An 18513-nucleotide genomic window follows, 5' to 3' on the forward strand; every position below is an offset into this window, starting at 1 on the left:
ATGCATGATTGCACGGCACTGCACACAACAGACTCAGGAAAAAAATATGCAACAGTTACAGAGCGTTATTGAATCCGCCTTCGAACGTCGCGCTGATATTACCCCCACCAGCGTTGACAGCGAAACCCGTGATGCCATCAATCAGGTTATCTCTCTGCTGGACAGCGGTTCGCTGCGCGTTTCTGAAAAGATCGACGGTGAGTGGGTAACGCATCAGTGGCTGAAAAAAGCAGTACTGCTCTCTTTCCGTATCAATGACAACCAGGTCATGGAAGGCGCAGAAACCCGTTTCTACGACAAAGTGCCAATGAAATTTGCCGGCTGGGATGAAGCGCGCTTCAAAAAGAAGGCTTCCGCGTTGTACCACCAGCCGCTGTTCGTCAGGGCGCTTATATCGCACGTAACACCGTACTGATGCCTTCTTACGTTAATATCGGCGCATTTGTTGACGAAGGCACCATGGTTGATACCTGGGCCACTGTGGGTTCTTGCGCGCAGATCGGTAAAAACGTGCACCTGTCCGGCGGCGTGGGTATCGGCGGTGTGCTGGAGCCGCTTCAGGCTAACCCTACCATCATTGAAGACAACTGCTTCATTGGCGCACGTTCAGAAATTGTTGAAGGCGTTATCGTTGAAGAAGGTTCCGTGATTTCAATGGGCGTTTATATTGGCCAAAGCACCAAAATCTATGACCGCGAAACGGGTGAAGTACACTACGGTCGCGTTCCAGCCGGCTCTGTTGTCGTTTCTGGCAACCTGCCTTCCAAAGATGGCAGCTACAGTCTCTACTGTGCTGTGATCGTGAAGAAAGTTGATGCCAAAACGCTGGGTAAAGTCGGTATCAACGAGCTGCTGCGTACCATCGACTAAGCCGCTGAACGGGCCGGCAACCGGCCCGTAATTTTTTCTTTACACTTCCTGCCAGACATCCTGTTTCGCGCTGCGAATTAACAGGTGCGTTTAATTTTCATCCAGGTCATAATCCGCGCCAGTTAAATCCCGTCGCGCAATGTTCATTCTGCTATTTATGTCTACAGTTGTTTTAGCCATGAACTCCTCTGCGCACTTCTCTTATCTGGTGGAACAACGTTATGTACGACAACATTAAAAGCTTAGGTATCAGTAACCCGGACGACATTGACCGTTATAGCCTGCGTCAGGAAGCCAATAACGACATTCTTAAAATTTACTTCCGTAAAGATAAAGGTGAATTTTTCGCTAAAAGCGTGAAGTTTAAATATCCGCGCCAGCGTAAAACAGTGATCGCAGACCATGCTTCACACGGTTATAAAGAAGTACAGGAGATCAGCCCAAATCTGCGTTATGTGATTGATGAGCTGGATCAAATCTGCCAGCGCGATCAAATCGAAGTCGATTTGAAACGTAAAATTCTGGATGATTTACGTCACCTGGAAAGCGTAGTAACTAACAAGATCACGGAAATTGAATCCGATCTTGAGAAGCTAACCCGCAACAGCCGTTAAGTTCTGCCAGCCCATTTTAAGGCCAGCATTCGCTGGCCTTTTTCATGTCTGTATGACGACGTTAACCCTGCTCATCCAGCTGTAATGCGACATACAGCAACAGGCGATCGTCGAAATTGCTCAGGTTAAGACCGGTCAGCTCAGAGATGCGGTTCAGGCGATATTCCAGCGTATTGCGATGAATAAATAACGCGCGCGCGGTTGCGCTGGGTTGCACATTATGGGTAAACCAGGCCAGCAAGGTGCGACGCAGCAGGCCGTTATTATCCATACTTTTTAGCTTAGCCAGCGGCCGCGCCAGTTCGTTTGCCTGCCAGCCGCCGCGCAGGCTGTCCAGCAATACCGGTAAAACTAAATCCTGATAAAAATAGCTTCTGACATCGGGCATACGCTGCTTGCCGACCATCATCGTGGTACGGGCGGTGCGGTAGGATCGGGCAATACTGCCGGGACCGGTAAAGTAATTACCTAGTGCGATACGCATGCGTAAGTTTCCACTCTCTTTCATGCGCTGAAGTAACTGCTCGACTCGCTTGCGATGATCGTCCTGATCATAACGCCCATGTGCATTCAGCGCGGGTTTCAATACCACCATTTCCGTCAGTGAAACGATAGCAATCAAATTATCCCGCTCTGGCGTCGTCAGTAATGTTTGTAACTGTTGCAACTCGGACATGGCGCTGTCTACGCCTAACTGACCGCTGTCGACCTCTACCACCGCCACCAGCCGGGGTTGATTGAGATCGATCCCTAAACGCTGTGCCCATTCGGTCAGCTGAGGTGTTAAGCTTTCGCTGCGGATCAGGTTCAACACCAGCTCTTCACGCAAACGGCTGTCCTGCGCCAGCATGTTCAGCAAGCGCGCCTGTTCAAGCATCATTTCTGCGGTCATACAGACCAGCTCACCATAATGGCGCAGCGCCAGTGGCTCGCCGGTTAAGCCAATCACGCCCACGATATTGCCATCAATACGCAGCGGCAAATTAATGCCAGGCCGCACACCGTGCAGATGCTTCGCCACCGCTTCATCAATGTCTACCACGCGTCCCTGGGAGAGCACCAGCAACGCGCCTTCGTGCAATTCCCCAATACGCTCCCGATCGCCGCTGCCAATAATGCGTCCACGTGCATCCATCACGTTGACATTGCTGTCAATAATTTTCATGGTGCGCGCCACAATATCCTGTGCCAGCCGGGCGTCGAGGTAATAGGTAGCCATCCAATACTCCTGATAAAGAGAAGGGAATACAGAATACGCGGGCCAGCCACGGAACATTGTGCAAATGCACAGAGCCAGAGCAGCATTTACTTATTTTGCGGCAAGCATCACATTCTTTCCGCCGACATTGCAGCCATAAAAAAAGCGGACCGGGGTCCGCTTAAAAGAGGAGTCGCGCAACAGTTACTGCATAAGCAGATAAAGGCTGCTGTCGCCCCGTTTTACGTTGAGTGCCAACACCGAGGGTTTGGTGTCGAGAATCTTACGTAGCTCACCCAGATTAGCGACGGCTTGCTGGTTTACACCCAGGATAACATCACCTTTTTTCAGGCCAATCCGTGCGGCTGCGCTGCCCGCTTTGACGTTATCAACACGTACGCCTTTAACGTTGCCATCGCTGTTGCTGAGATCTGCGCCTTCGATACCGGTGTAAATAGTGGCGGATTGCACTTTATTCTGTGTGCTTTGCTGCAACTGCACAGAGACATCCACTGGTTTGCCGTCACGCAGCAAGCCCAGTTTCAACGTCGTGCCGATCGGTAACGTGCCGACTTCAGCACGCAGCGAGGCAAAACTGGTCAGCGGTTTGCCATTCATCGACACCACAACATCTCCCGCTTTGATACCCGCTTTCGCGGCAGCAGAGTTCGGCAGAACCTGACTAACAAAGGCGCCGCGCTGCGCATCAACCTTCATCGCTTTCGCCAGCTCTGAATTAAGCTCGGTGCCCATGATGCCCAGCTCACCACGTTTCACCTGACCATATTCAACCATTTGCGCAGTCAGGTTTTTCACCATGTTGGCTGGAATGGCAAAGCCGATACCGATATTACCGCCGTCCGGTGCCAGAATGGCAGTGTTGATACCGATCAGTTCACCATTGAGATTCACCAACGCGCCACCTGAGTTGCCCCGGTTAATTGCGGCATCGGTCTGAATAAAGTTCTCATAATTTTCAACATTCAGGCCACTACGGCCCAGTGCTGAGACAATGCCTGACGTAACGGTTTCGCCTAAACCATAAGGATTACCAATCGCTACGGTGTAATCACCCACGCGCAAATTGTCGGAGTCAGCAAGCTTAACCGCCGTCAAATTTTTAGCATCCTGCAGTTGAATCAGCGCGATATCTGAACTTGGATCTTTACCGATGACTTTGGCGTCATAACGGCGACCATCGCTCAACTGCACCTGAATTTTAGTGGCGTGATCGACGACGTGATTGTTGGTCACGACATAGCCTTTATCGGCATTAATCACAACGCCTGAGCCCAGGGCGCGGAATTTCTCCTGCTGGGTATTGGGTGCGCCATCAGGGCCACCATCCTGACACATCGGCGAATTCTGGAAAGGTGAACCCTCCTGGCAGAAAGGCGAATTGTCGCCAAAAAACTGCTGGAATTGTTGCGGCATACGCGGCGTTTTTACCGTGGTGCTGCCTTCAACGCTAATACTGACAACAGAAGGCATCACTTTTTCCAGCATGGGTGCCAGGCTCGGCAATTGCTGGGTGGTAGAAGAAGCGGTTTCTGCAGCGAACACACTGGCAGGCGTCAGAGCCATACCAAGACTAAGTGCCAGAGCACTTAGCATTAATGAGTTTTTTTCATTTTTCGATATCTCTCAAAGATTAACGTCCCGACCATTGCTGTGGTCGTATGCTGAGATAAATGTTTTAGCGCGAAGTTCCTGATAAAGTTTTAGGTAAAAGTAAAAATTTATGCGGCCTCTTTACAATTGCCCGGTTATTCCACGGCCATCAAACGACGATACTCATCCAGGCATAAAGATCGGTCATGCCGCTGATGTAATCCTGAATGAGGCGAAAGCGATAATAACGTTCCCATAACAGGCGCTCATATTTATGTTCAACCGCCAGTGTACGCATCTTTTGCTGATAAGCTTTGCGATGCTTACCCGAAAGTTTATGAAATAAGCGGGTTTCTATCGGATGATGACGCAAAAAGTCATCATTTATCAAACTGGTGAAAGATTCATAGTTTAGCCGCATCAGAGGTTCATATATCTCTAACAACCCCTTAATTACCCGATAACCTTGTAATTCTAACTGCTCAACTTCGGAATGATTGAATACGTGCTGACGGGCAACCGTTTTAAACAGCTGTAATAAACGCCCCTCTTCACCATCATCTTCTAATAATGCGTGATTAAAATTTCCAGCAAAAATAGCGGGAAGATTATCAACAAAGCGTTTTACTGCATACGTGACTAAAACACTCTGTACATTGACCCGTAGCGACATAAAGAATTGATCGCTGCGGCTACGACGTTTTTTACTGCTGGCTTCACGCCAGGCCTCGCCAATAGTACGGCTGAACGCGTCGTTATTTTTAATCGGTCCCCATGCCCGGCTGAGAAATTCATACAGGCTGTCTACATTGAAAATCGCTTTTTCAACGGCGTCATCCAAATCAGCAATACAATAAGAGATGTCATCCGCGGCCTCCATAATATAGGTCAGGGGAAAGCGGTGATGTTCTGCCATATTCGTTGCCGCGCGCAGGTCAGCAATATATTCCTGTTCCGATAAATAGAAACCCGGTTTTTTCATTAGCGCACTGAATTCCGCTGGCTTATCCCCTTGCCACCAGGCGGGCGCGGTATATTTCAAAATACAGGCAACCTGTGAATAACTCAGATTCAGTTGCAGTAACGTATGCACCATACGAATAGCCTGGGCATTGCCTTCAAAATGGCACAAATCCTGACGAATCGTTGCATTTAACTGGTCAAAATAGCTGCGTTGCTCGTCAGTTTCCACCCCAGCCACTAACGGATCGACCAGGTTTGCGGGCAAGTTATCTTCAAACCAGTCATTGATGGCGGCTTCACCAAAATGGCCAAACGGCGGATTACCCACATCGTGCAGCAGGCACGCCATCTCCACCAGGCTTTCAAATGCGCCTTCCAGCTCATCCAGGCCATACTGCGCTAACCCTCCCTGCATTTTCAGGGTTTGCAGGATCTCTTTGCTGATATAGCGCCCGGTTTGTTGCACTTCAAGCGAATGCGTCAGCCGCGAACGCACTGCGGCGTTGCGTTCTAACGGAAAGACCTGCGTTTTCTGTTGCAGTCGACGAATCGCCGCCGAGTTAATTATCCGACCACGATCGCTCTCAAAATGGCGGGTAATATAATATTCGCCTTCTGGATCTTTTCGACTGGTATAAGGGCGAGTGAAGCTGATCTTCTTCCTGAAATTGATCGCTGCCATTGATTACCCCTTATTTTTTCGTGAATTATTCCCCTGTCAGCCATGATAGACTACGCCTTAATTTCGTCGATCACATCTACTCATTATTAGCGAGACATTTTATGAAAGCAGGCATCATTGGCGCGATGGAGCAGGAAGTCACCCTGCTGCGTGACAAAATCGAAAACCGTCAAACCTTATCGCTGGCCGGTTGTGAGATTTATACTGGCACGCTTAACGGCGTTGAGGTTGCTCTGCTGAAGTCAGGCATTGGTAAAACAGCAGCGGCACTCGGCACTACGCTGCTGTTGCAGTTGTGCAAACCGGACGTGGTGATTAATACCGGTTCCGCTGGTGGATTAGCGCCGACGCTGAAGGTTGGCGACATTGTGGTATCTGAAGAAGTGCGTTATCACGATGCGGATGTCACCGCTTTTGGTTATGCCCCAGGTCAAATGGCAGGTTGTCCTGCGGCCTTTGTTGCCGATCCCGCGTTAATCGCCGAGGCCGAAGCCTGTATTCAGCAACTGGATCTCAACGCCGTGCGCGGCTTAGTGGTCAGCGGCGATGCTTTTATCAATGGCGCTGAACCGCTGGCACGCATTCGCACTACCTTTCCGCAGGCTATTGCCGTTGAGATGGAAGCAACAGCGATTGGTCATGTTTGTCACCAGTTCCAGGTACCGTTTGTGGTGGTTCGTGCGATTTCCGACGTTGCCGATCAGGAATCACATCTGAGCTTTGATGAGTTCCTCAGCGTAGCCGCCAAACAGTCTTCCCTGATGGTTGAGAATCTGCTGGCACGTCTGGCGCGTGGTTAAACGTCTTCTTTTCTGCTGGCTGCTGCTGATCAGCAGTAGCCTGTTTGCCGCCCCTCCGCGCGTTATCGCCCTTGCGCCCCATTTAACCGAGCTGGCTTTTGCCGCAGGCATTACGCCCGTCGCGGTGAGTGCCTGGTCCGATTATCCCCCTGCCGCTAAACAGATTGAACAGGTCGCTAACTGGCAAGGGGTCAAAGTCGAACGCATATTGCAATTAAAGCCCGATGTGGTATTAGCCTGGCGCGGCGGCAATCCTCAACGTCAGATCGATCAGCTACAGCAGTTTGGTGTGCATATTGAATGGATTGATCCCGCGAATCTGGCTGGCATGATCGATGCGCTCGCTGCGCTGGGAAAATGGAGCCCTCATCCTGAAGAGGCGGCCAAAGCTGCCCAACAGCTACGCCAGCAGGAAGCCAGCCTGCGTCAGCAATACGCCTCACAAAAACCGATTCCGCTGTTTCTGCAATTCGGGCAGCAACCGCTGTTTACCGCCGCGAAGGCCACCTTACAAAACGACATTATCGGGCTGTGTGGCGGCAAAAATATCTTTGCTGACAGTCGCGTCAGCTGGCCGCAGGTGAGCCGTGAACAGGTGCTGATGCGCCATCCCCAGGCCATTTTGATCGGTGGCAATCAACAACAGGCAGCGAGCGTGGCGCAGTTTTGGCAGCCCCAGCTTAACGTGCCGGTGATTGCCATTAACGATGACTGGCTCAGTCGTCCCGGTCCACGTATGCTGTTAGCGGCAAAGCAGCTGTGTGCAGTATTACACCCAGCACAATAATGTCGGCTTAATCGATTAAAGAAAAACCAGTTTTTGCCGTTAATCAGTAAATGAGACGCGCAAGCCACGTATGCTCGCCGTCCTTTTTGCGCTAAGCGCCTTTTGACTACACCAGGAACTTAACATGACCAGAACACTGCTTCTGGCCATAGGGCTGACGATCGCTGGCTCTGCCATTGCAGGGTCAACCACCGGTTCTATTGGCGCCAGGCTGATTATTTACTCACGCTGTGAAATTAACCAGACAAATGCTCAAACCACGCCGCAGGTCGATTGCGGGCGCCACCTCAGTGCGCAGCCACGCATTACTCAAAGCGAGATTAAACAAGATGCAAAACAGAAAGAGACGGGACGACTGGTAACGATTGAGTGGTAAAACGAGGCCGCCGAATGGCGGCCTGCACAATCAAATACTGAACGAGGAACCACAACCGCAGGTGGTTTTTGCGTTCGGGTTGGTAACGATAAAGCGTGAACCCTCCAGCCCTTCGGTGTAGTCGACCGAACCGCCCACCAGATATTGCAGGCTCATTGGATCAACAACCAGCGACACGCCCTGTTTCTCAATCGTCATGTCGCCATCATTCATCTGGTCATCAAAAGTAAAACCGTACTGAAAACCACTGCAACCGCCGCCAGTGATATAAACGCGCAGTTTCAGCTCCGGGTTCTCTTCGTCAGCAATCAGGCTTTTTACCTTGTTGGCGGCGGCATCGGTAAATTGCAACGGCAGTGCTGCTACTTCTTCACTCATGTTTGACTCCAGTAAACGTCCAGGTCAGAAAACGACCTCAATCTCGCTATTATCTGCCAGCCCTTCAACGCAATCAAGTTTTGAGCTTCGCACTCTGTGCCGCTTTAACTAAGGTTAGTGGTACTGCAGGCTGTTCCACCCTTTCGCCTGTCGCGCCTCTTCCGTAGAATGGCGCGATATTTTACTGAACCGCTGGAGCCGAAAATGAGTAAGTCCGAAAAACTGTTCGCCGAGGCGCAACGCCTGATCCCTGGCGGCGTAAACTCCCCGGTACGTGCTTTTACCGGTGTGGGCGGCGCACCGCTATTCATTGAGCACGCTGATGGTGCCTCTCTTTACGATGCCGATGGCAAAGCTTATATCGACTATGTGGGTTCATGGGGGCCGATGGTTTTAGGCCACAACAACGCTGAAATCCGTAACGCCGTCATTGAAGCTGCCCAGCGCGGCCTGAGTTTTGGTGCCCCCACGGAAATGGAAGTCACCATGGCGCAGCTGGTGTGTGAACTGGTGCCGAGTATGGAAATGGTGCGCATGGTGAACTCTGGCACCGAAGCGACCATGAGCGCGATTCGTCTCGCGCGTGGCTTCACGGGTCGCGATAAGCTGATCAAATTCGAAGGCTGCTATCACGGCCATGCCGATCACTTGCTGGTTAAAGCCGGTTCTGGTGCATTGACGCTGGGACAACCTAATTCACCTGGCGTACCCGCTGACTTTGCTAAACACACACTGACCTGTACCTATAACGATCTCGATTCCGTGCGTGCGGCCTTTGAGCTCTATCCGCACGATATCGCCTGTATCATTGTTGAGCCGGTTGCGGGCAACATGAACTGCATTCCGCCGCAGCCAGGCTTCCTGCCAGGCTTACGTGCGTTGTGTGATGAATTCGGTGCCTTGCTGATTATTGATGAGGTGATGACCGGCTTCCGCGTTGCGCTGGGCGGTGCTCAGGCTTATTACAACGTGAAACCCGATCTTACCTGCCTTGGCAAAATTATTGGCGGCGGAATGCCTGTCGGCGCGTTCGGTGGTCGCCGCGATGTGATGGCAGCGTTAGCGCCAACCGGCCCGGTTTACCAGGCGGGAACCCTGTCTGGCAACCCCATTGCTATGGCAGCCGGTTACGCTTGTTTGAGTCAAATTGCTCAGCCGGGCACGCATCAAACGCTGACTGAGCTCACCACGCAACTGGCTGAAGGCTTGCTGCATGCGGCACAGCAGGAAAATATCCCGCTGGTGGTTAACCACGTTGGCGGTATGTTTGGTCTGTTCTTCACTGATGCGGAAAGCGTGACCTGTTATGCTGATGTTTGTCGTTGTGATGTTGAACGCTTCAAAAAATTCTTCCATTTGATGCTGGAAGAAGGTGTCTACCTTGCCCCGTCTGCGTTTGAAGCAGGCTTTATGTCACTGGCGCACAGCGCCGAGGATATTCAGCGCACCATTGACGCTGCACGTCGCTGCTTCGTTAAGCTGTAATCAAAAAGGACCGGCCTCTGCCGGTCCTGCTCATTAGCGCGATCGCCTCAGCAGCCAGATAAAATACGGTGCGCCAATAAACGTCGCCATTAATCCCGCCGGTATTTGATCCGGGAATGCCAGCATACGGCCACACCAGTCCGCAAACGCCATCAAACCCGCCCCCAGTAAGCCTGACATCAACACCTGCGGTAACGCCCGACGAAAGCCCAGCATACGCGCAATATGCGGTGCCATGAGACCAACAAAGCTCAGCGGGCCGATAGTTAAGGTTGCCGTGGCGGTCAATGCTGCCGCCAGCAGCAGCAGGCTAAGGCGTGACGCGGTGAGCGCCATACCCGCTGAACGTGCCGTGGCGCTGCCCAGTGGTAATAAAGTTAACCAGCGGCTGGCGAGCGGTGCCAGCGCGACCAGAACCACAGCACAAACCGCACTCTGAAGAGCCTGCGTACCACTGATGTTGTAGGTTGAACCGGAAATCCAGCTCAGCAAACCGCCCATGCGCGGATCGCCACTTGCCAGCAGTAGCATCAGTAAGGTAACGAAGGCGCTGTTCAGTGCCATGCCCGCCAGCAGCATGCGTTCCGGCGAAAAGCCGCCCCGGCTGGCTACCAGCATGATAATCAACAGAGTCAGCGCCGCGCCCAGCGCCCCCGCAGGCAGTAAAAATGCCAGGGCGTCACCCGGCACGAAAAAAGCATAATAACGACGCCGAAGGCAGCGCCCGAACTGATGCCCAGCACTTCCGGGCTGGCCATGGGATTACCGGTTAAACGTTGTATCAGCGTGCCCGCGACGCCAAGCATTAAGCCGACCGCCAGCGCCGCCAGCAGACGTGGCGCACGCCATGGCATCAGCTGTTGCAACATCTCACCGCTGGCCCAGATCCAGCCATGAGCATCACGACCCCATGCCAAACCCAGCCACGCTAACAGCGCCAGTATGCCCAGCCCAATGACACTCCAGCGCAAAATGCCCTGGCGTTCAGCAGGCACGTTATCGCCCTGATTAAGCGCAGGCGGCACCGATCCGGTACGCAGACGCGGCAGCAGCCACAGCAGAATGGGTACGCCAAGCAGCGCCGTTGCCGTACCGGTGGAGACTTCACGCCAGTGCGCGGTCAGCCACAGCACGCAGGCATCTGCCAGCCACAGCAACAGCGCACCAATCAGCGGCGCGAGTAACATGCGGCTGAGTAGCAGACGCCCACCCAGCAATTTTGCCAGCAGCGGCGCAAACAGCCCGATAAAACCGATGATCCCGGCCACGTTGACTAACTGCGCGCTGAGCAGGATCGCTAATCCCAGGCCGCCCAGGCGAGCCACTGAAAGTGCCAGCCCAAGGTTCTTTGCCACGCCGTCGTCCAGCCCCATTAACGTCAATGGACGCAACAGCGCCAGCGCCAGCACAAAGGCCAGCAACAGGCGCGGCCAGAGCTGGCTGACATTTTCCCAGCCCATTTGATTCAGCGCACCGGTACTCCACAAAAACATATTCTGCAGCTGATCGTGATTGAAAATGGCGAAGATTTGATTGACCGCACCGCTGTAAAGACTCAGCACCAGCCCGGCGAGGATGAGCGTAACCGGGGAAAGCCGTTTGCCCCAGGCGACACCAAAAACAATCGCGCCCACCAGCAGCGCGCCGCCTAATGCGGCAAACTGCTGCGTCACGATCCCACCCGGCAGATCCCACAGCGTGGCGACCGTGATACCGAGCTGCGCGCCCGATGAGACACCCAGGGTTGTCGGCTCCGCCAGCGGATTACGCAGCACCTGCTGAAACAGCAAACCCGCTAACCCCAAACCGGCACCCACCAGCAGCGCCAGAACCAACCGCGACAGCAGGCTGTGGTGAAACACCATCTGTTGAACATTGTTCACATCCGGCGACCACAGCGCCTGTGGCCATTGCGCCACTGGCAATGCCTGACGCAAATTGATCAACGTCAGTGCCAGGGCTGACAGAAACAGCACGCTTAACAGCGCAACGGGAAAGAGACGATGGCGCATCAGTGCGACTCCAGGGCGCGTTCCAGCACGCGAACAAAATGCAGCGCCGACAGCGTCGCGCCGTAATACCAGACTGCCGGAACACGCTGAAAACGGCCCGCACGGATAAACGGCAGCGACTGCCACAGGGCACTGCGCATCACCTGCTGCATATCTGCCTCATTGTCATGATCGAAGCAGATCACCTCGACATCATTCAGCGCAGCCAGCCGTTCAATACCCACAACCGCACTGCCCCAGAAGTTGGTTTCACCTTGCCAGGCATTTTTCAGGCCGAGCAGCGTCATCACTTCAAGAAACAGGCTGTTTTTGCCGAAAGTAATCGCATGGCGGCTGTCGAGTAGCGACATTAACAGAACCGGACGGTTTGCAAACGGTGCCAGCCGTTGACGGGCAGCGTCGATCTGGCTGTCAACAAAGCGCAAATGCTGTTCAGCCTGCGCTTCGAGACCCAGCCGTTTGCCCAACGCCCGCAGCGATCTACGCGCTGTGGTAAAAGGTTTACCGTCGCCGCTATTGAGGTCAAAGCCCATGATCGGTGCAATCTGCGCCAGCTTCTCTTGCGACGGCCCATAACCGTTAGAACAGAGGATTAATGACGGCTGCATCTGGGTCATCAATTCCAGATTAGGTTCGGTGCGCAATCCCACATCCACCACGCCCGCAGGCAGCGGCGGATCGCCGACCCAGATGGTGTAATTGTGCATATCCGCCACGCCAAACGGCGTGATCCCCAGCGCCAGTAACAGCTCGGTGGGTAACCATTCCAGTGCGATAATACGCTGCACATCAAGTGGTGCGGCGCGTAACGGAAAATGGGGCAACAGTGGCGACAGCGCCAGTGCCATCATCAGGCGACGGCGAATCAGATCTGGCATCAGCCCATCCTTAGTAAACAAAACTCACCGGCGCACCGCCCTGCGGATGAGGCAAAATGCCCATTGGAATACCATAAATCTCTGCCAGCACATCGGCTTGCATAATGGCTGCCGGGCCGCCTTCGGCGATCATTGAGCCATCCCGCAGTGCCACCAGATGATCGCAATAGCGCGCAGCCATATTGATATCATGCAGTACCGCAATGACGGTCAGGCCGCGCTCACGGCTCAGTTGTTGAATCAACGCCAGGACCTCCACCTGATGGGCGATGTCCAGCGCCGAGGTCGGTTCATCCAGCAACAAACAGCGACTGTTTTGCGCCACCAGCATGGCTAACCAGGCGCGCTGCCGCTCGCCGCCGGACAGGCTGTCCACCAGGCGGCCCGCAAAGGGTTTCAGGCCAACCAGCGTAATGGCTTCGTCGACGCGATTGCGATCGTCCTGGCCGAACCGGCCCAGTGCCCCGTGCCACGGATAGCGGCCAATCGCCACCAGTTCGCGTACCGTCATCCCTTCTGCGGCGGGTAACTGTTGCGGCAGATAAGCCACCTGGCGCGCAAAGGCTTTGCTGTTCCAGTGCTCCACCGGCTGGTTATTCAGTAAAACTTTGCCCTCGCTGGCTGCGTGATGGCGTCCCAGCATTTTCAGCAGCGTGGATTTTCCCGAACCGTTATGGCCAATCAATGCGGTGACCTTGCCTGGCGGAAAAGTCAGCGAGAGCGGATGAAGGAGCGTGCGCCCAGGCACACGAAAGCTGACATGTTGCAGCGTAAAAGTGGCTTCTTCGGCGTGCGGATGCTGCATGAGAGTCCCTGTAAAACGGGCGCCGCAGCGCCCGGATGAATCAAAACCTGAAGGTCGCGGTACCGACAATCTGGCGCTCCGCGCCCCAGTAACACGCGTAATCGCGATAACAGCTCGCGACATATTCACGATCAAACAGGTTATTGACGTTAACCCCGACTGACGAACCCGGTAAACCGAAGCGGCCTAAATCATACTTCAGTGCAGCATCTACCGTGGTGTAGCCTGCAACATCGAAGTTCTGATTAACGTTATCGCCCGTGCTATAAAGGCTCTTACTCTCACCGACATAGCGCACACCCGCCCCAATGGTCACGCCGCTCAGCGCCGTTTCATGGAAGGTGTAGTCACTCCACAGCGAGGCCATATGTTTCGGTACCTGTACCGGCGTTTTGTCTTTCAGCAAGGTATCTTCGGTATATTTCGCGTCGGTGTATGTGTATGAAGCTGTCAGATTGATATTGGCATTCAGCGCCGCTTTGGCTTCCAGCTCCACGCCACGCGAACGGATTTCCCCGCTCTGGATGCTGAAGTTGACGTTGCCAGGTTCAGCCGTCAGGTTCTTGTTTTTGGTCAACTGGTAAACCGCTGCGGTTACGACTATCGGGCGATCTTTCGGCACATATTTCACCCCCGCTTCATACTGCTTCGCGCGCGACGGATCAAAAGGCTGCCCGCCAGAGGTGGTGCCGCTATTGGGAATAAAAGATTCGCTGTAGCTGAAATAAGGCGCGACCCCGTTATCAAATACATAGTTCAAACCGCCGCGCCAGGTAAACGCCTGATCGTGGTTTTTCACTTCGGCATTGCCGTTGCGATTAAGCGCCGAGGTCATGGCATAGTCGTAGCGACCGCCCAACGTCATTACCCAGCGATCCCATTCCATCTGATCCTGTGCATACAGACCAGTTTGCTCCTGCTTATTCAGATACTGATAGGGGAATGGCGTGCCGTTCAGCGTATCGTTGCCATATTGTGGATTGACCGCACTGATCGGTGCAGCAGAACCAAAAGCGGCATCAATATCATTGCGTGTACGCTGATAATCCACGCCGAGCAGCAGCGTGTGATCGAGCTGACCGGTTGCAAATTTCGCCTGCGCCTGGGTATCAACAGCGAACTGGTTCAGCGTTTCTTTAGACGTTGCCGAGCCGCGCGTGATCTCTTGCGTGGCTGGCAGATAACCATTGCCGTAAATACTGCGATAGTCGGTACGCAGATCGGCGTAGCGCAGATTTTGCCGTACCGTCCAGGTGTCGTTAAAGCTGTGTTCGAAGTTGTAGCCAACCATTTTGGTCTGTCGCGAAATCTTGTTGCTCTCTTCGCCTTCATCAAAGTTGGTTGGCAGTTTGTACTCGCTGCCGTCAGCGCGAATGATCGGCACAACGGTGCCCTGACGCGGCAGCCAGCCGTAATAACCGGTTTCAGGTTCGTTCTGGAAATAGGTCAGTAAATCGAAGCGGGTGTTTTCATTCGGACGCCAGCTAAACGACGGCGCAACGGTGTAACGCTTCTCTTTGTTCATCTCTTGCTGCGCATCCTGGCTGCGCGCCAGTCCGGTCAGGCGATAGCTGTACACGCCATCATCATCCAGCGACCCACCAAAATCGAAGCCCGTTGAAAACAGGTTATCGTTACCCATCTGGAATTGCACTTCGCGCAGCGTTTCCTGCGTCGGGCGTTTACTCACCAGTGAAACGACACCCCAGGGTTACTTTTGCCGTACAACACGGATACCGGCCCACGCAGCAGTTCGGCGCGCTCAAGGAAATAGGGATCGATGGCGAATTCTGAATAGTTGTCGCCTTGCAGTTTCAGACCGTCGAGATACTGGTTAGTGTTGGTTTCGCTGAAACCGCGAATCGACAACGCATCGATCACACTGGAGCTGCCACGGTTTCCGGTTAACACGCCAGGCGTATAGTTGAACGCCCCTTTGACGCTGGTGACATTGCGCATATCCATCTCTTCCCGCGTTACCACGGAAACAGACTGCGGATTTTTTTCGATCGGCGTATCGGTCTTGGTGCCGGTGGCGCTGCGTTTGGCTGCCACTGTCGGTGCCGGTCCCCATGAACTCTCCTGCTCAACCCCGCCGCCCTCAGCCGAAACGACTAACGTCTCTTCGGCAAAGGCACCCGCACTCAGGGTGCTGAGAGAGAGCGCAATTAAGATGCTCAAAGGTCGGCGCGGAGCAACGCCGTTTTTATAACAAGGAAAAGTCGTTCGCACATTCATAAAAGTCTCTCTAATAGATGAATTTTGGGCAGGCGAATCGAAACGATAATGATTATTATAACGGTCGGATAATATGCGAAACGCAGTAATGACTGCAAGTACAAATCCCTGATGTGACGCCGTTTGCGGCGCGATTAACCTGCATTGATCAGGCACAAAAAAGGGCGCCTGAGCGCCCCTTTTACGCATTAATGCGTTATTTACTGCCAAACATATCTTTTATCCAGCCAGCCACGCCGTCGCTCTCTTGCTGCTGCGGCTGTTGCTGCTGCTGTTGTTGTTGCTGCTGTTCCTGCTGCATCTGCTGTTGCTGCATTTGCTGTTGCTGCATTTGCTGCTGACAAAGCGAATCAGGATCCAACGCCCACACGGGCAGTGAACGCCAGGTGCTGCTGCCGGTGCCACAGACAAAGTTACCCGCTGAATCGATATTCATCATCGACACATCTTCTGGCGGCGTCAGCTGCAGCGGCATCGGGGCCTGATTATCGAGATAGCGGCGATAGAGCTGCATTGCGCCACTGGCACCATACAGCCTGGTTGGCTGGTTGTTATCACGGCCAACCCAGGTAATCGCCACCTCTTTGCCATCAATACCGGCGAACCAGCTGTCGATCAGATCGTTGGTCGTCCCGGTTTTACCAGCCAGATGCGCATTTGGGAAACGCGCCCCCAGTGCTCGTGCGGTGCCGTGATCGGCCACTTGCTGCATGGTATAGAGCGTCAGATAAGCCGCCTGCGCCGGTTCAACGCGCTGCGCCTGTGGGAAGCTCTGATAAAGCACAGTGCCATCTTCCGCAATCACTGAACGTACCGCTGACAGCGGCGCACGGTTACCGCCGCTGGCGATAGACTGGAAAGCCTGCGCCACTTCTACCGGCGTCAGGTTAAGCGCCCCCAGCAGCATCGCCGGCACCGGATGCAGCTGATCTTTCGGCACACCAAGTTTATTCCAGGTATCGACAACTGAATCCAGCCCCAGCGTCATGCCCAGGTTAACCGTCGGTACGTTCATGGAGTTGGTCAGCGCATCCACCAGCATCACTTTGCCACTGAAACGGCGATCGTCGTTTAGCGGTTTCCATACCGATCCGTTCGGCTGTTTCAGCGCGATTGGCTCATCGGCAATCCAGCTGTTCAGACGATAAGTATTTGGCTGGCTGAGCGCAGTCAGATAGGTGGCCGGTTTAGCCAGTGAACCGATGGAGCGACGCGCCTGCAGAGCACGGTTGTAACCGGCATACTGCGGATCGGCACCGCCCACCATGGCGCGTACTTCGCCGCTGAAGCGGTCAACCACTACCATCGCGGTTTCCAGATCTTTTAATCCGCGCTGTTTTTTCAGCACAGGAATACCGTCAATCACCGCTTTTTCCGCTGCATCCTGCGAAACCGGATCGAGGGTCGTAAAGATCTTCACGCCGGAGAGATCTTTAACTTTATCACCCAGTTTGGCTTGCAGCTCGTTACGTACCAGTTGCATAAAGGCAGGCTGCGGTGTAATGACGCCACCTTTCGGCTGCACGCCGAGCGGACGCGCCGACAGCATGTCGTAAAGCTCCTGGTCGATCACTTTCTGCTGCTGCAACAGACGCAGCACCAGATTACGACGCTCCAGCGCCAGCGTTGGATTGCGCCACGGATTGTAGAGCGATGCACCTTTTACCATGCCAACCAGCATTGCCTGCTGGTCAAGGCTCAGCTCATCCACCGGCCGGCCAAAATAGTACAAACTGGCCAGCGGGAAGCCGCGAATCTGATCGTTGCCCGCCTGGCCGAGATACACTTCGTTCAAATAAAGCTCAAGGATACGATCTTTGCTGTAGCGTGCGTCCATGATCACTGCCATATAGGCTTCACGCGCTTTACGCCACAGCGAGCGTTCATTGGTCAGGAACAGGTTTTTCACCAACTGTTGGGTCAGCGTACTGCCGCCCTGCACCGCACGCCCGGCAGTGATGTTGGCAAGGAAGGCACGCCCAATCGAGTAAGGGCTGATGCCGTCATGCTCGTAGAAATGACGATCTTCGGTAGCAATCAGCGTATCAACCAGCAGATCGGGAAACCCGCGCGCGGCACAAACAGACGTTGTTCACCGTTCGGTGACTGCAACATGGTAATGAGGCGCGGATCGAGACGGAAGAAGCCAAAATCACGACCAGTATCGAGGTTCTTAATCTCGCTCAGCTCATCTTTGCTAAAGGTCATACGCGCATGGATCTGGCCCTCTTTGCTGTCCGGAAAGTCAAACGGACGGCGCAGCAGATCGATGGTATTCCCTTTAACAGAAAACTCGCCCGGACGGGTAATGCGGGATACTTCGCGATATTGGGTGCCTTCCAGCAGCGCCACCATTTCGCTCTTGTTATAGGCCATCCCCGGTTCAAGGCTAACCATGCGGCCATATACGGCAGCAGGCAGTTGCCACACTTTACCGTCAATACGGCTACGGATTTCAGAATCGAGGTAGACTCCCCATGCGGCCATTACCACAACAAACACCAGGAACAGTTTGATTAACCATCCCAGCCAACGGCGTTTGCCGCGCGGTTTTCCGCTTTTTCCTTTACGTGGCACGGACGCCTTCTCCTCGTAATCATCACTTAATTCACTGGGGATATCATCATCGATATCCCTGCGGCGACCCCGACTCGCGCGGGTGCGCGGCGGCAATTGTTTTCCTTTGCGCCCAATAGGTTCGCGATCGTTCCCAGACATTGGTTTCATTCTCCAGGCATAGCTTACGGCTGCGCCGTTACTCTAACTGCTTTATCGCATCCCGCATGGCAGAACCCTCTGAATTCGATCCAGTGACC

At 53.8% G+C, this 18513-nt stretch carries 10 protein-coding genes and 5 pseudogenes; 6 read left to right on the forward strand and 9 right to left on the reverse strand.

Features of this window, described 5'->3' with window-relative positions:
• The first annotated feature begins 46 nt into the window (after positions 1–46).
• Positions 47–870 (forward strand): annotated as a pseudogene (gene dapD, locus O3W44_RS09355) (2,3,4,5-tetrahydropyridine-2,6-dicarboxylate N-succinyltransferase).
• A 221-nt stretch (positions 871–1091) separates the two neighbouring features.
• Positions 1092–1484 (forward strand): DUF3461 family protein, encoded by a 393-nt coding sequence (locus O3W44_RS09360; protein WP_269292848.1) that lies wholly within the window; start codon positions 1092–1094, stop codon positions 1482–1484.
• Positions 1485–1545: 61 nt separating this feature from the next.
• Here O3W44_RS09360 and O3W44_RS09365 read toward each other — a convergent pair whose 3' ends face one another.
• From O3W44_RS09365 to dgt, 3 genes and pseudogenes are all read right to left on the reverse strand, one after another.
• Complete coding sequence (locus tag O3W44_RS09365; RefSeq protein WP_269292849.1) at positions 1546–2703, reverse strand: CdaR family transcriptional regulator; 1158 nt, start codon at positions 2701–2703, stop codon at positions 1546–1548.
• Positions 2704–2886: 183 nt separating this feature from the next.
• The gene (gene degP, locus O3W44_RS09370; protein ID WP_269292850.1) at positions 2887–4296 is read right to left on the reverse strand and encodes a serine endoprotease DegP; all 1410 of its coding nucleotides are present in this window, start codon (positions 4294–4296) and stop codon (positions 2887–2889) included.
• 152 nt (positions 4297–4448) lie between these two features.
• Positions 4449–5938: pseudogene (dgt, locus tag O3W44_RS09375) on the reverse strand (dGTPase).
• A 101-nt stretch (positions 5939–6039) separates the two neighbouring features.
• Here dgt and mtnN point away from each other — a divergent pair.
• The 3 genes from mtnN (at position 6040) to O3W44_RS09390 (ending at position 7901) form a co-directional block, all read left to right on the forward strand.
• The gene (mtnN, locus tag O3W44_RS09380; protein ID WP_269292851.1) at positions 6040–6738 is read left to right on the forward strand and encodes a 5'-methylthioadenosine/S-adenosylhomocysteine nucleosidase; all 699 of its coding nucleotides are present in this window, start codon (positions 6040–6042) and stop codon (positions 6736–6738) included.
• Positions 6731–7525 carry a vitamin B12 ABC transporter substrate-binding protein BtuF gene (gene btuF / locus O3W44_RS09385; protein WP_269292852.1) on the forward strand — a complete coding sequence of 265 codons (795 nt, stop codon included), beginning with the start codon at positions 6731–6733 and terminating at the stop codon, positions 7523–7525. Before mtnN ends, btuF begins: the two co-directional genes overlap by 8 nt.
• 124 nt (positions 7526–7649) lie before the next feature.
• Positions 7650–7901: a hypothetical protein gene (locus O3W44_RS09390; protein ID WP_269292853.1), complete on the forward strand. Its 252-nt coding sequence runs from the start codon at positions 7650–7652 to the stop codon at positions 7899–7901.
• Positions 7902–7931: 30 nt separating this feature from the next.
• Here the strand turns inward: O3W44_RS09390 and erpA are convergent, their stop codons facing one another.
• Complete coding sequence (erpA, locus tag O3W44_RS09395) at positions 7932–8279, reverse strand: iron-sulfur cluster insertion protein ErpA (protein WP_269292854.1); 348 nt, start codon at positions 8277–8279, stop codon at positions 7932–7934.
• A gap of 204 nt (positions 8280–8483) precedes the next feature.
• On the opposite strand from erpA, the gene hemL reads away from it, so the two are divergent.
• Complete coding sequence (gene hemL, locus O3W44_RS09400) at positions 8484–9764, forward strand: glutamate-1-semialdehyde 2,1-aminomutase (RefSeq protein ID WP_269292855.1); 1281 nt, start codon at positions 8484–8486, stop codon at positions 9762–9764.
• 33 nt (positions 9765–9797) lie between these two features.
• On the opposite strand, the pseudogene fhuB reads toward hemL, so the two are convergent.
• From fhuB to mrcB, 5 genes and pseudogenes are all read right to left on the reverse strand, one after another.
• Positions 9798–11776 (reverse strand): annotated as a pseudogene (fhuB, locus tag O3W44_RS09405) (Fe(3+)-hydroxamate ABC transporter permease FhuB).
• The gene (gene fhuD, locus O3W44_RS09410; protein WP_269292856.1) at positions 11776–12654 is read right to left on the reverse strand and encodes a Fe(3+)-hydroxamate ABC transporter substrate-binding protein FhuD; all 879 of its coding nucleotides are present in this window, start codon (positions 12652–12654) and stop codon (positions 11776–11778) included. The pseudogene fhuB and the gene fhuD overlap by 1 nt, the downstream one beginning before the upstream one ends.
• Before the next feature lie 10 nt (positions 12655–12664).
• The gene (gene fhuC, locus O3W44_RS09415; RefSeq protein ID WP_269292857.1) at positions 12665–13459 is read right to left on the reverse strand and encodes a Fe3+-hydroxamate ABC transporter ATP-binding protein FhuC; all 795 of its coding nucleotides are present in this window, start codon (positions 13457–13459) and stop codon (positions 12665–12667) included.
• A 40-nt stretch (positions 13460–13499) separates the two neighbouring features.
• Positions 13500–15697 (reverse strand): annotated as a pseudogene (gene fhuA, locus O3W44_RS09420) (ferrichrome porin FhuA).
• A gap of 196 nt (positions 15698–15893) precedes the next feature.
• A pseudogene (gene mrcB / locus O3W44_RS09425) lies at positions 15894–18415 on the reverse strand (bifunctional glycosyl transferase/transpeptidase).
• Between the last annotated feature and the right edge of the window lie 98 nt (positions 18416–18513).

The organism is Pantoea sp. LMR881, from assembly GCF_027157825.1.
Taxonomy (GTDB): domain Bacteria; phylum Pseudomonadota; class Gammaproteobacteria; order Enterobacterales; family Enterobacteriaceae; genus Pantoea; species Pantoea haifensis.

Bases quoted from the DNA above. Each gene is read 5' to 3' on its own strand.
- O3W44_RS09360 (WP_269292848.1), top strand. From the start codon at position 1,092: ATGTACGACAACATTAAAAGCTTAGGTATCAGTAACCCGGACGACATT.
- O3W44_RS09365 (WP_269292849.1), bottom strand. From the start codon at position 2,703: ATGGCTACCTATTACCTCGACGCCCGGCTGGCACAGGATATTGTGGCG.
- degP (WP_269292850.1), bottom strand. From the start codon at position 4,296: ATGCTAAGTGCTCTGGCACTTAGTCTTGGTATGGCTCTGACGCCTGCC.
- mtnN (WP_269292851.1), top strand. From the start codon at position 6,040: ATGAAAGCAGGCATCATTGGCGCGATGGAGCAGGAAGTCACCCTGCTG.
- O3W44_RS09390 (WP_269292853.1), top strand. From the start codon at position 7,650: ATGACCAGAACACTGCTTCTGGCCATAGGGCTGACGATCGCTGGCTCT.
- erpA (WP_269292854.1), bottom strand. From the start codon at position 8,279: ATGAGTGAAGAAGTAGCAGCACTGCCGTTGCAATTTACCGATGCCGCC.
- hemL (WP_269292855.1), top strand. From the start codon at position 8,484: ATGAGTAAGTCCGAAAAACTGTTCGCCGAGGCGCAACGCCTGATCCCT.
- fhuD (WP_269292856.1), bottom strand. From the start codon at position 12,654: ATGCCAGATCTGATTCGCCGTCGCCTGATGATGGCACTGGCGCTGTCG.
- fhuC (WP_269292857.1), bottom strand. From the start codon at position 13,459: ATGCAGCATCCGCACGCCGAAGAAGCCACTTTTACGCTGCAACATGTC.